Genomic DNA, 12,632 nt, shown 5'->3' on the forward strand with positions numbered 1-12,632 from the left:
ATGCAACTCGCGGCCGCCCAGCTGTCGGCGCATCTCGGCAAGGGGCTGCGCGCGCTCTACACCATCCATGGCGACGAGCCGCTGCTGGCGCAGGAGGCCGCCGATGCCATCCGCGCCGCCGCGCGCGCGCAGGGCTACACCGAGCGCAGTTCGTACACCGTGGCCGGCGCGCACTTCGACTGGAGCGCGGTGCTCGCGGCCGGCGGTTCGCTCAGCCTCTTCGCCGACAAGCAGATCGTGGAGATCCGCGTGCCCTCCGGCAAGCCGGGCAAGGATGGCAGCGCCGCCCTGCAGCACATCGCGGAAGGTGCTGCCGGCAACGACAGCACCCTCACGCTGGTGCTGCTGCCGCGCCTGGACCGCGCCACCCGTACCGGCGCCTGGTTTACCGCGCTCGAGAACAACGGCGTCAGCCTGCAGGTCGACCCGGTCGAGCGTGCCGCGCTGCCGCAGTGGATCGCGCAGCGCCTGGCGCTGCAGGGCCAGCGGGTCAAGGGCGGCGAGGAGGGGCAGCGCACGCTGCAGTTCTTCGCCGACCGCGTCGAAGGCAACCTGCTCGCGGCGCACCAGGAAATCCAGAAGCTCGCGCTGCTGCACCCGGCCGGCGAGCTGGGCTGGGAACAGGTCGAGGCCGCTGTCAACAACGTGGCGCGCTACGACGTCTTCAAGCTGTCCGACGCGGTGCTGGCCGGCAACCCGGTGCGTGTGGCGCGCATGCTCGACGGCCTGCGTGCCGAGGGCGAGGCCGAGGTGCTGGTGCACTACACGCTGGCCGAGGACATCCGCGCGCTCAAGCGCGTGCGCGACGCGATGAACGCCGGCCGGCCGCTGCCGATGGCGTTGCGCGAGAACCGCATCTGGGGCGCCAAGGAGCAGGCGTTCGAGCGGGTGCTGCCGCGGCTCGACGACCGGGCGCTGGCGCGCCTGCTGAAGGCGGCGCACACGGTCGACGGCATCGTCAAGGGCCTGAAGCAGCCCGACTGGCCGGCCAGCGGCTGGCAGGCGCTGCAGCGGCTGGCGCTGATGCTGTGCCGCGCCTGCGTCAAGGCTTAGGGCGCTGCCCGCCCCCGATGGTCAACGGACATTGATCGTTCGCGCGACGCTCGGCACGCCCTGGGCGTCCAGCGCGAAGAGCATGTAGTTGCCGGGGATGACCAGGCCCCGGTCCGCCGGAATCGCCAGGCGGTAGTCGCCGTCGCTGCCGGTCGCCGTGAGCGGGATGCGGCGCTGGTCGGTGTTGACCGAGTGGGTGGCGGACGCCATGCGCACGAGCGCGAAGCGTGCCACCGCGCGGTCGGTCTGCACCACGATCACCTCGCCCGGCGCGGCACGACCGGGGGCCTGCGCAATCGCCGGTCGAGGTGCGAGCGTGCCTTCCGGCGTCAGCAGATACGGCGGCGTCAGGATTTCGGCGTCGGGATGGTTGGCCGTACAGCCGGTGCCGCACAGCCCGCCGCCACCGGCCAGCACCCGCCCGTCCATCAGCAGCAGCGCAACGCTGTGGTAGTTGCGCGGCACCTTCATCGGTTGCAGGGGGGTGAAGGTCTCGGTAGCCGGGTTCCAGATTTCGGGTGTGAGGACCGAGAAGTCGTCCGGCGTCGGGCCGTGCAGCGTCATGCCGCCGATGACCACCACCTCGCCGCTGGGCAGCACCACGCTGTTCGAGAACGTGCGGCCGTAGGCCAGGGGCGCCAGCTTGCGCACCACCGGTGGATGCGGGGCACCGGCCGAGATATCGATGCTGTAGGCCGTCTTGAGCGGGATGCCGTAATCGTGCCCCGGCGAACCAGCGAGCTTGAGGATCTTGTAGGCGTCGTACATCACGGCGCCGCCGGTGATGGCGTAGGCATCGTCGTCGCGTGGACCGGCCTGCACGATCCGGCCGTCGCCCCGGGTGTCGATCCAGTGCATGGCCGCACTCGGGCCGGCGTGGAAGACCCAGCCGTCCGCACCACCGAACAGCCACATGTGGTTGTCGGCACGAAAGTAGCCGCCGGCATCCGGCCCCGCCAGGGGTGGATCGCTCGCATTGGACGGTGACGGCATCTCTGCGGGCACGCCGCTCAGGGTGCGCCAAGTCTGGGTCGAGGCCGACCAGAGCTCGCCGTACTTGCCGCCCAGCGCGAGTCCGCTCCAGGAGCCGCCGACCAGGAAGACCGAGCCGTCGGCCATGGTGGTGCTCGACTGGTAGCCGCGCGCGATGTTCATCGGCGCGGCGCCGACCCAGCCGCCGAGGCTCGGGTCGTAGCGCGTGCTCTTGCCGCTGTCCCAGCCGCCGGTGACCAGGTAGCTGCCGTCGGCCAGCATGCTGATGCCGGGACACACCATGTCGTGGCCGGTTTCGGTCGCCATGCGGGCGGTGGCGGTCTGTGTCGCCGGATCGAACACCGCGGTGAGGGTCTGGCCGCTGATGTTCAGCCCGCCGAGGCCGTCGGGGCTGCCGGCTGCCCACAGCAGGAGCTTGCCGTCGGGCAGGTTGGCGGCCGCCGCCGGGACCAGGGGCAAGGCGATGGGGGCCGTCCAGGACTGCTGCGCGGCGCTCGATTGCAGTGGCGTGTAGCCGGCAGCGACGAAGCGGTAGCTGGCGGGGGCCAGCCACACGCCGTCCTTGCGGGTTCTCAGTGTGACGGTGAGGACTTCACCCTGGGTCGGCAGGTTCGGGACCGTGACGCTCTGGCCGGTCACGACGCTGTCGTACAGCGCCGTTGCCGAGGCGGTGGATTCGATGCGCAGCCCGTAGGCATCGCCATCGCCGGCGTCCCAGGCGAAACGCACGCTGGCTCCGTCGAGCTTACTGTCGCCGGGCGGGCTGAGCAGCTTCGCGGCCTGGGGCACCGCCGGCGGCGGTGTTTCGGTCGGGACGGTGGGCGAAGGGGCGGTGCCGCTCGACGGCACGGACGCGCCGTCGTCTCCACTGCCGCCACCGCCGCACGCGGAGAGCCAGAGCGCAGGCGCCAAGAGCAGGAGGGTGCGGCGCGGGAAGGGTGGCAAGGAGGGCGTCATGACAAACCTTTGTGGGGATGAACGGAAGCAGGGACGACGGTGGAGCGCGACGTCAGCCGCGCAGTTGCTGCAAGGCGCCGCCGATCTCGTCCAGCGGCGGCAGGCCGCTGGTGCGCCAGGCGAGGCGACCTTCGCGATCGAACAGGTGGACCTCGGTGGTGTGGCGGTCGCCCAGGCTGGCGCCCGCGGGGCCGAGCAGATCGAGCAGCTTGTCGAGGTCGGTGACGGTGGGGGCGGCCGCGCTCCAGCGCGGGCCGGCACCGTAGCGCTCGCGCCAGGCGTTCAGGGCGGGGGGCGAATCGCCGAGCGGGTCGATGCTCAGCGACAGCAATTGCACATCGGTGAGGGCCTGGGCCGACAGGCGCGCCTGCAGGGACGCGAACAACGCACCTTGCAAGGGGCAGATCGCACTGCAGCCGGTGAACATCAGCTGGACCGCGGTGAAGCGGCCGCTCAATTGCTCCGCGAGCGTGATCGATCGGCCGTCGTGCCGCGTCAGCCGCGCGGTCGGTGGTGCGCGCCGCGGTCGAATCGGCCCCATGCCGTCGGCCAGGGCCCGGTGCGCGGGGGCGGCCAGCAGGGCCAGCCCTGCGGCTGTCAACAAGCGCCGGCGGAATGCGCAAGGGCTCGCGGGGGATGTCGTGGAAAGGAGGACGGGGGTGGTCATGGGGTGTTGCGGGTGAGGTGGGTCCAGAGCGCCTCGCAGCGCGTGTCGTCGATGTCGAAGCGCGGCATGGTTCGCGGCAGGATCACGTGCGCCGGGTCGATGCCCTCACGCACGGCGCGGCAGAAGGCGGCCAGGTCATAGGCGACGGGTGGGCCGCCGCGCCGCGACAGGGGGGCGCGCAGGTGCTGGCTGTCGAGCGGTGGCCCGGGCAAGGCCGGCCAGCTGTTGACGGCGATCGGTGTGACGGGGCCGGTATGGCACTGGCTGCAGCGCGCCGTCTGGGCCGGCAAGGGTGTCGCGTGGCCCGCCAGCGTGGCGGTGAGCGGCTCGCGGCCGTCGAACAGCCGCGCGCCGCGCGCGGCGGCCCCTAGCCCCCGGCATGCGACCCAGACGGCGGCTGCCACCGACAGCAGCAGGGCCATCACGATCACGGCGATCACCGTGCGCGTGGCGCGCCGACGCCCGGCGCCGGGCGCTTGCTTCATTGCCACGACCTCAGCGGATGTTGACCGTGCGCGCCACGCTCGGCACGCCCTGCGCGTCGAGGGCGAACAGCATGTAGTTGCCCGGCAGCAGGGCACCGCGGTCGGTGGGGATCGCCAGCGTGTAGCGGCCGGCGTCGCCGGTGAAGGCCACCGGAATGCGGCGCTGGTCGGTGTTGACCGAATGCGTGGCCGAGGCCATGCGCACCAGCGCGAACTGGCGCACGGGGCGGTCGGTCGTGACGGCGACCTGGGCGCCCCAGGTGGCGGCGGCCGGCGCCGTCTGGAGCGTCGGGCGTGCGGCGGGCGTGCCGTCGGGCGCGAGCAGGTAGGGCGGCGTCAGGATTTCCACGTCGGGGTGGTCGCCCGCACAGGCACACAGACCGCCGCCGCCTGCGAGCACGCGGCCATCGGGCAGCAGCAGCGCGATGCTGTGGTAGTTGCGCGCCTTCTGCATCGGCGGCAGCGTGACGAAGCGCTCGGTGACCGGGCTCCACAGCTCCGCGGCCAGCACGGAGAAGTCGTCGGAGAAGCCCTTGGGATAGGTCTGGCCGCCGATCACCACGACCTCGCCATTGGGCAGCGCCACGCTGTTGACGAAGGTGCGGCCGTAGGCCATGGGCGCCACCTTGCGCACCGTCGGCGCCTTCGGCGGGCCGGCGCTGATGTCGATCACGTAGGCGGTCTTGAAGGCATCGCCGCTGTCGTGGTTGGGCGCGCCGCCGAGCTTGAGGATCTTGCCCGCGTCGTACATCACGGCGCTGGCGGTCATGGCGTACGGATCGTCGCTGCGCAGCCCGGCCTGCACGATGGCACCGGCGCCGCGCGTGTCGATCCAGTGCATGGCCGCGCTCGGGCCGGCATGGAAGATCCAGCCGTCGGCGGCGCCGAACAGCCACATGTGGTTGTCCGCGCGGTAGACGCCGGCCGCGTCCGGCCCATTGAGCGGCGGATTGGCGGCGTTGGCCGCGGTGGGCATGTCGGACGGCACCGCCGACAGCGTGCGCCAAGCCTGCGTCGCCGGCGACCACACCTCGCCGAACTTGCCGCCCAAGCCGCCGTTCCAGGAGCCGCCCACGGTGAACACGCTGCCGTCCGACATCGTCGTGCTGGCGTTGTAGGCCCGCGGGATGTTCAGCGTGCCCGCCGCCGACCAACTGCCTTTTTGCGGGTCGAAGCGCGAGGTCTTGCCGGCGTCGCTGCCGCCGCTGACCAGGATGCCGCCGTCGGCCAGCATGCTGAGCCCTTCGCAGAACATTTCCTGTCCGGGGTTGGTGGTCACGGTCGGCGTGCTGGTGCCGCTGGCCGGATCGAAGACCGTGGTGTAGGTGGCGAGCCCGCTGTTGCTGCCGAAGTAGGTGGTGCCTTGCGCCGACCACATCAGCAGTTTGCCGTCGGGCAGGTTGGCCGCTGAGGCCGGCACCAGGGGCAGCGCGATCGGGGCGGTCCAGGGCTTGGCCGCGGCGGTCGACTGGGCGGCGGTGTAGCCGGCCGCGGTGAAGCGGTAGTCCACCGCGGGCAGCCAGGTCTCGCCATGGCGGGTCTGCAGGCGGACGACCAGTTCGCCGCCGTCGACCGGCAATCCGGCGACGACCAGGCGCGTGTCGGGGGTCGTGCCGTCGAACAGCGGCGCGGTGCTGCCGGGCCGTTCGACCGTGAGCCGGTAGGCGTCCGCGTTGCTGGCCGTCCAGTCGAAGGTCACGCGCGCCCCGCCGAGCTTGCTGGGTGCGGCGGGGCTCAGGAGGGTGGCGGCCTGGGGCGCAGGCGCAGGCGCAGGCGCAGGGGCGGGCGCGGGCGCGGGTGAGGGCGACGGAGGCGGTGCGGGCGATGGGGCCGGCGAAGGCGGGAGTACCTCGGTGCCGGTGCCGGATCCCCCGGCCGCCGTGCCGCCGGATTCACCGCCACCGCCGCCGCCGCAGGCGGCCAAAAGGGAAAGCGTCGCGCAGGCGAGCGCCAGCGACCGTGGTTGAAACGGCTTCATATGTATTCTTTCGCATTAATGTGTGACAGGGCGCAGGCTAGCCACGCCAAAGAGCCTTGGCAACCCCGGTCGACCCCGGGCGCGGCAAAATGCGTGAATGAATGCGCTCAATGTTTCGGAATACGTGCAGACCCTCGGGCTGCAGGCCAAGGCCGCGTCGGCCCTGATGGCCAAGGCGGATGCCGCCACCAAGAACAAGGCCCTGAAGGCGCTGGCCCGCCGTCTGCGCGACAGCGCCGCCGAGCTGGCACCGGCTAATGCGCGCGACATCGAACGCGCCACGGCCGCCGGCCTGTCGGCACCGATGGTCGACCGCCTCAAGCTCACGCCGAAGGTCATCGAGACCGTGGCGCTCGGCTGCGAACAGCTGGCGGCCATGCCCGACGTGATCGGCGAGATCAGCGGCATGAAGCAGCAGCCCAGCGGCATCCGCGTGGGCCAGATGCGGGTGCCGATCGGCGTCTTCGGCATGATCTACGAGAGCCGGCCCAACGTGACGATCGAGGCGGCGAGCCTGGCGATCAAGAGCGGCAACGCCGCCATCCTGCGTGGCGGCTCGGAAGCCATCGAATCGAACAAGGCGCTGGCCGACCTGGTGTCGGCCTCACTGGCCGAGGCCGGCCTGCCGGTCGATGCGGTGCAGCTGGTGCAGACCACCGACCGCGAGGCGGTGGGCCAGCTCATCGCCATGCCGCAGTTCGTCGACGTGATCATCCCGCGCGGCGGCAAGGGGCTGATCGAGCGCATCAGCCGCGACGCGAAGGTGCCGGTCATCAAGCACCTGGACGGCAACTGCCACGTCTACGTCGACGACAGCGCGCCGCTGGACATGGCGCTCAAGGTGGTCGACAACGCCAAGACCCAGAAGTACAGCCCCTGCAATGCCGCCGAAGGCCTGCTGGTGGCGGCCTCGGTGGCCGAGCTCTTCCTGCCGGAGATCGGTGCGGTGTTCGCAGCCAAGGGCGTCGAGATGCGTTGCGACCCGGCGGCCGCGCGCATCCTGCGGGCCGAGGGCGCGCTGCACGGCGAGACGGGGACGATCGTCGATGCGGTCGAGTCGGACTGGTCGGAGGAATACCTGGCGGCGGTGATCAGCATCAAGGTGGTGGACGGCGTCGACGAAGCCATCGCGCACATCAACCGCTACTCGAGCCATCACACCGACGCGATCATCACGCGGGACCACATCAATGCGCAGCGCTTCCTGCGGGAGGTCGATTCGGCCAGCGTCATGGTGAATGCGAGCACGCGCTTCGCTGACGGCTTCGAGTTCGGGCTGGGCGCCGAAATCGGCATCAGCACCGACAAGTTCCATGCGCGGGGGCCGGTGGGCATCGAGGGCCTGACCTCCCTCAAATACGTGGTGCTGGGCCAGGGCGAGATCCGAACCTGAGCTGACTTGAGCCGGACTTGAGGGCGCGCAGCCGGAAACGCACTGTTTTCGGCTTGTCATCGGGGCGGGTGGCCCCAAATCCTACAATTGCAGTCCACCTTTCTGCAGAAATCGCATAAGAAGGCCGCCCGCATGGTCCCCCATCTCGTCACCGCCCTGACCGGCCCGATCAACGAACTCGAACAGCGCGTCCTGGATTCCACGCCAGCGATCGAACGCTGGTTCCGGCTGGAATGGATGGAGCACACGCCGCCCTTCTACAGCTCGGTCGACATCCGCAACGCCGGCTTCAAGCTGGCGCCGGTCGACACCAACCTCTTCCCCGGCGGCTGGAACAACCTGACGCAGCAGATGCTGCCGCTGGCCGTGCAGGCGGCGCAGGCGGCCATCGAGAAGATCTGCCCGGAGGCGCGCAACCTGCTCGTCATCCCGGAGAACCATTCGCGCAACACCTTCTACCTGGCGAACATCGCGCAGCTGGTGCGCATCTTTCACATGGCCGGGCTGAACGTGCGGGTGGGGTCGATCGACCCGGCGATCAAGTCGCCCAAGAAGATCGAACTGCCCAACGGCGACACCGTGACGCTCGAGCCGGTGGTGCGCACCAAGCGCCGCCTGGGCATCAAGAACTTCGACCCCTGCACCATCCTGCTGAACAACGACCTGTCGGCGGGCGCGCCGGGCATCCTGGAAGATCTGCATGAGCAGTACCTGCTGCCGCCGGTGCACGCGGGCTGGTCGGTGCGCCGCAAGAGCAACCACTTCCGCAGCTACGAAGAGATCTCCAAGCGCTTCGGCAAGCTGCTGGGCATCGACCCCTGGCTGATCAACCCGATGTCGAGCCTGGCCGAGGGCGTGAACCTCGGCGAAGGTGTCGGGGTCGACCTGATCACCAGCCATGTCGACGCGATGCTCACCAAGGTGCGCCGCAAGTACAAGGAATACGGCATCAACGAGAAGCCCTTCGTGGTCGTGAAGGCCGACAGCGGCCCCGGCGGCACCAGCGTGATGACGGTGCGCGATGCGCGCGAGGTCGAGGCGCTGAGCGCCCAGGCGCACAGCCAGACCAGCTCGAAGGGCAGCGCCCCGGCGCTGATGGACCTGATCGTCCAGGAAGGCGTGCTCACCAACGAGCGCGTGCACGACGGCGTGGCCGAGCCGGTCGTCTACATGATGGACCGGTACGTGGTCGGCGGTTTCTACCGTGTGCACGCCGACCGCGGCATCGACGAAAGCCTGAAGTCGCCCGGTGCGAGCTTCGTTCCGTTGGCTTTTTCCGACAGCGCGCACCTGCCGCAGCCCGGCGCCAAGCCCGGTGCCAGCGCGCCCAACCGCTTCTACATGTACGGCGTGATCGGCCGTCTGGCCATGGTGGCTGCGAGCTACGAGCTCGAGGCGACAGACCCGGACGCCGAGGTCTACGAGTAGGCGGCGGCACCCAGCCGTAGCACATTTCGTCCCCTTGCGGGGACTGGCGGCACGGGCAAAATAGCCGTCCTCTACAGCCAACGGAATCCAGGGTGGGGTGGACGCAGCGGACGCATCCGTTGCTTCTCAGCCCGCCGGTGCCAGGCACCGACGCCTTTTTCCACGACTTCGTGTCAGCCCCCAAATCTTCCTCCGCCGCCCTGATCATCGGCGCCATCGGCGTCGTCTACGGCGACATCGGCACCAGCGTCCTCTATGCCACCAAGGAGGTCTTCGGCCACGGCCATGTGCCGTTCACGCACGAGAACGTCTACGGCATCCTGTCGATGTTCTTCTGGACGCTGACCATCATCGTGTCGCTCAAGTACGTGGTGCTGGTGCTGCGCGCGGACAACGAGGGCGAAGGCGGCCTGGTCGCGATGCTGGCGCTGGCCTCGCGGGCGGTGGCCGACAAGCCGCGGGTGCGCAACGTGCTGCTGGCCGTGGGCATCTTCGGTACCTCGCTGTTCTATGGCGACGGGGTCATCACGCCGGCCATCTCGGTGCTGTCGGCGGTCGAGGGCCTGGAGGTGGTCTCGCCGCACTTCAAGCACTACGTGATCCCGATCACGCTGGTGGTGCTGTTCTGCCTCTTTGCCGTGCAAAAGCGCGGCACGGCGGGCATCGGCAAGTTCTTCGGACCGATCACGCTGGCCTGGTTCCTGGTGCTGGCGGTGCTGGGCGTGTCGCAGATCCTCGGCCACCCGGCGATCCTCAAGGCGGTGAGCCCGCACTACGCGCTGAAATTCATCTGGGACAACCCAATGACCAGCTTCATCGTGCTGGGCGCCACCGTGCTGTGCGTCACCGGTGCCGAGGCGCTCTACGCGGACCTCGGCCACTTCGGCAAGGGGCCGATCCGCATCGCGTGGTTCTCGGTGGTGATGCCAGCGCTCACGCTCAACTACTTCGGCCAGGGGGCCCTGCTGCTGGAGAACCCGGAAGCGGTGAAGAACCCCTTCTTCATGATGGCGCCCGAGTGGGCGCTGATCCCGCTGGTGCTGCTGGCGACGCTGGCCACGGTGATCGCCTCGCAGGCCCTCATCACCGGCGCCTTCAGCGTGACGCGCCAGGTCATCCAGCTGGGCTACCTGCCGCGCCTGAACATCGAGCACACCAGCGTGCGCGCGGCCGGCCAGATCTACATCCCCTTCGTCAACTGGGGGCTGTTCGTGGCGATCGTGCTGGCGGTGGTGATGTTCCGCTCGTCGAGCAACCTGGCGGCGGCCTACGGCATCGCGGTGACCACCGACATGCTGATCACCACGGTGCTCACCTTCTTCGTCATCCGCTATGCCTGGAAGCTGCCGCTGCTGCTGTGCGTCGGCGCCACGGCCGCCTTCTTCGTGGTCGACTTCGCCTTCTTCGCGTCGAACCTGCTGAAGCTGCCTGAAGGCGGCTGGTTCCCGCTGCTGATCGGCGGCGCCATCTTCATGCTGATGATCACCTGGAAGGAGGGCCGGCGTCTGATGGGCGAGGTGCAGCGCACGGATGCGATCGAGCTGCGCAGCTTCCTCGATGCCGTCTTCGTGAGCCCTCCGGCCCGGGTCGACGGCACGGCGGTGTTCCTCACGGCCGAGCCGGGCGTCACGCCCAATGCGCTCTTGCACAACCTCAAGCACAACAAGGTGCTGCACGAGCAGAACCTGTTCGTCACCGTGCGCAACCACGAGGTACCCTGGATCCCGATGGACAAGCGCATTGAGGTGGAGGCCCTGGGCCGCCACTGCTGGCAGGTGATGGTGCACTACGGCTTCAAGAACGACGTCGACCTGCCGCGCGCACTGGAAAACGCACGCCTGCGCGGCTGCCAGCTCGAGCCGATGACCACCAGTTATTTCCTGTCGCGCGACGTCGTGATCCCGACGCTGGGCAGCGGCATGGCGCCATGGCGCGAGAAGCTCTTCGCGCAGATGCACCACAACGCGAGCGGCGCGGCGAACTTCCTGAACCTGCCGAACAACGCGGTGGTGGAGCTGGGTTCCAAGATCGAGATCTGAGGCGGCGGCCGGCGACGGCAAGGTTCGTGCTTGAGCTGGGTCAGGCCCCGACCCGATGCCCGCCATGCACCACCCCGCCACCGCCGCCATGCCTTCCCTGCGCCACAGCTATTTCGAGGATGCCCAGGCGATCTTCGCCGGCACGCTGTTCGTGTCGCTGGCGCTCATCCTGTTCAACCAGGTGGGGCTGCTGACCGGCGGCGCAGCGGGCCTGGCCTTCCTGCTGCACTACGTCACCGGCATCAGCTTCGGCAAGCTGTTCTTCCTGATCAACCTGCCTTTCTACGGCTTCGCCTGGATGCGCATGGGGCGGGAATTCACGGTCAAGACCTTCATCGCGATCACGATGCTGTCGGCCATGACGGAATGGTCGCCCGCGCTCTTCGCCATCGACCGGCTTCACCCGGCCTATGCGGCCGTGCTCGGCGGGTTGTTGCTGGGTGCGGGCTGCCTCTTCCTGGCGCGGCATCGCGGGAGCCTGGGCGGCGCCACCATCGTGTCGCTCTACATGCAGGAGAAGCACGGCTGGCGCGCCGGCAAGGTGCAGATGGGCATCGACTGCAGCATCGTCGCACTGGCCTTCCTCGTCATCGAGCCCAGCCGGGTGCTGTATTCGGTGCTGGCGGCCGTTGTGATGAGCGTGTTCCTCGCGGTCAACCACAAGCCCGGGCGCTACGTTGCGATGTAGCGCTTCGGGGTCGCGTGCTCACCCGAAGTCGGCCGGCCGCTCGCGTGCCAGCGCATCCATGTGCGAGGCGATCGCGCCCGGCGTGGTGAACCAGACATCGCCCCGATCCCTTGCGCGCGCCAGGTGCTGCAGGGCGGTCCGCAGATGCCGCAGCCGGTAGGGCTGTCCGACGATGTACGGATGCAGCGCCAACCCCATCACCAGCGGCTGCGCGCGCGACTGCTCGCGCATCTCGTCGAAGTTGTCGATCACCATGGCGGTGAAGTCCTTCGCGTCCATCAGGCGGCCGACGATCATCGGGATGTCGTTGAGCTCCTGTGGGTACGGCACCGACCACAGCGAGCCGCCGCCGCGGGTGCGCATGCGCACCGGCTGGTCGTCGTGGCACCAGTTGAGCGTGTAGCCGTAACCGGTCTCAGCCAGCAGGTCGGGCGTCAGGTGCGTCTCGGAGATCCAGGGCGACAGCCAGCCGGCGGGCGTTTGCCCGCTCTCGCGCTGCATGCGTTCGCGGCAGCGCACCAGCAGCGCGCGCTCATGCGCCTCGTCGAGCACCCCCTGCCGCTCGGCGTTGCTGTGGCCGTGGCCGATGAGTTCGTCGCCGCGCGCCACGCAGGCCTGCACCAGTTCCGGGCAATGGTCGTAGAGGGCGGTGTTGATGAGGGCGCCGGTCGGCAGCCCGAGCGCGTCGAAGAGTTCGAGGCAGCGCCAGGCGCCCACGCGGTTGCCGTATTCGCGCCAGCCGTGGTTGAGCACGTCGGGCTGCGGGGAGGCCGGGCCGATGTTGGCGCCCAGCCCGTCGCCGAAGGCGAAGTGCTCGATGTTGAAGCCGAGGTACACCGCCAGCCGTGCCCCATTCGGCCACACGTAATCGGGACGGCGCGTGATGGGGCGGTAGTCGAAGCGGTCGTGTGCGGGGAGCAAGTCGGGCCAGCGTGTCGTCATGTCGCCATT

10 protein-coding genes are annotated in these 12,632 nt (G+C 69.4%); 5 read left to right on the forward strand and 5 right to left on the reverse strand.

From position 1 onward, the window contains the following. Window positions 1-1,053, forward strand: a complete 1,053-nt coding sequence (gene holA, locus QTH86_RS19555) for a DNA polymerase III subunit delta (protein WP_286647900.1) — start codon at window positions 1-3, stop codon at window positions 1,051-1,053. A gap of 21 nt (window positions 1,054-1,074) precedes the next feature. Here the strand turns inward: holA and QTH86_RS19560 are convergent, their stop codons facing one another. The 4 genes from QTH86_RS19560 to QTH86_RS19575 are packed head-to-tail and all read right to left on the reverse strand — an operon-like array spanning window position 1,075 to window position 6,133. Further along, entirely contained in the window at window positions 1,075-3,003 is a 1,929-nt protein-coding gene (locus tag QTH86_RS19560) for a galactose oxidase early set domain-containing protein (protein WP_286647901.1), read from the reverse strand. A gap of 52 nt (window positions 3,004-3,055) precedes the next feature. Further along, window positions 3,056-3,670, reverse strand: coding sequence for an SCO family protein (locus tag QTH86_RS19565; RefSeq protein WP_286647902.1), 615 nt, complete (start codon window positions 3,668-3,670; stop codon window positions 3,056-3,058). Further along, a complete protein-coding gene (locus tag QTH86_RS19570; protein ID WP_286647903.1) occupies window positions 3,667-4,155 on the reverse strand; it encodes a hypothetical protein in 489 nt (162 codons plus the stop codon). The genes QTH86_RS19565 and QTH86_RS19570 overlap by 4 nt, the downstream gene beginning before the upstream one ends. Before the next feature lie 10 nt (window positions 4,156-4,165). Then, entirely contained in the window at window positions 4,166-6,133 is a 1,968-nt protein-coding gene (locus tag QTH86_RS19575; protein WP_286647904.1) for a galactose oxidase early set domain-containing protein, read from the reverse strand. A 97-nt stretch (window positions 6,134-6,230) separates the two neighbouring features. Between QTH86_RS19575 and QTH86_RS19580 the strand changes: the two genes are divergently transcribed. From QTH86_RS19580 to QTH86_RS19595, 4 genes are all read left to right on the forward strand, one after another. After that, complete coding sequence (locus QTH86_RS19580) at window positions 6,231-7,526, forward strand: glutamate-5-semialdehyde dehydrogenase (RefSeq protein WP_286647905.1); 1,296 nt, start codon at window positions 6,231-6,233, stop codon at window positions 7,524-7,526. A gap of 132 nt (window positions 7,527-7,658) precedes the next feature. Continuing rightward, window positions 7,659-8,954, forward strand: a complete 1,296-nt coding sequence (gene gshA / locus QTH86_RS19585) for a glutamate--cysteine ligase (protein WP_286647906.1) — start codon at window positions 7,659-7,661, stop codon at window positions 8,952-8,954. A 170-nt stretch (window positions 8,955-9,124) separates the two neighbouring features. Beyond that, window positions 9,125-10,993, forward strand: a complete 1,869-nt coding sequence (locus QTH86_RS19590) for a potassium transporter Kup (RefSeq protein WP_286647907.1) — start codon at window positions 9,125-9,127, stop codon at window positions 10,991-10,993. A gap of 55 nt (window positions 10,994-11,048) precedes the next feature. Then, the gene (locus QTH86_RS19595) at window positions 11,049-11,681 is read left to right on the forward strand and encodes a YitT family protein (protein WP_444813980.1); all 633 of its coding nucleotides are present in this window, start codon (window positions 11,049-11,051) and stop codon (window positions 11,679-11,681) included. 18 nt (window positions 11,682-11,699) lie between these two features. On the opposite strand, the gene QTH86_RS19600 is transcribed toward QTH86_RS19595, so the two are convergent. Continuing rightward, window positions 11,700-12,623: a polysaccharide deacetylase family protein gene (locus QTH86_RS19600; protein ID WP_286647909.1), complete on the reverse strand. Its 924-nt coding sequence runs from the start codon at window positions 12,621-12,623 to the stop codon at window positions 11,700-11,702. Window positions 12,624-12,632 lie beyond the last annotated feature (9 nt).

Source organism: Variovorax sp. J2L1-78 (genome assembly GCF_030317205.1).
In the GTDB taxonomy this organism is placed as follows: Bacteria; Pseudomonadota; Gammaproteobacteria; order Burkholderiales; family Burkholderiaceae_C; genus Variovorax; species Variovorax arabinosiphilus.

Coding starts and splice junctions, on each gene's coding strand:
- QTH86_RS19560 (WP_286647901.1), bottom strand. CDS start 3,003: ATGACGCCCTCCTTGCCACCCTTCCCGCGCCGCACCCTCCTGCTCTTG.
- holA (WP_286647900.1), top strand. CDS start 1: ATGCAACTCGCGGCCGCCCAGCTGTCGGCGCATCTCGGCAAGGGGCTG.
- QTH86_RS19595 (WP_444813980.1), top strand. CDS start 11,049: ATGCCCGCCATGCACCACCCCGCCACCGCCGCCATGCCTTCCCTGCGC.
- QTH86_RS19570 (WP_286647903.1), bottom strand. CDS start 4,155: ATGAAGCAAGCGCCCGGCGCCGGGCGTCGGCGCGCCACGCGCACGGTG.
- QTH86_RS19575 (WP_286647904.1), bottom strand. CDS start 6,133: ATGAAGCCGTTTCAACCACGGTCGCTGGCGCTCGCCTGCGCGACGCTT.
- QTH86_RS19565 (WP_286647902.1), bottom strand. CDS start 3,670: ATGACCACCCCCGTCCTCCTTTCCACGACATCCCCCGCGAGCCCTTGC.
- QTH86_RS19600 (WP_286647909.1), bottom strand. CDS start 12,623: ATGACGACACGCTGGCCCGACTTGCTCCCCGCACACGACCGCTTCGAC.
- gshA (WP_286647906.1), top strand. CDS start 7,659: ATGGTCCCCCATCTCGTCACCGCCCTGACCGGCCCGATCAACGAACTC.
- QTH86_RS19580 (WP_286647905.1), top strand. CDS start 6,231: ATGAATGCGCTCAATGTTTCGGAATACGTGCAGACCCTCGGGCTGCAG.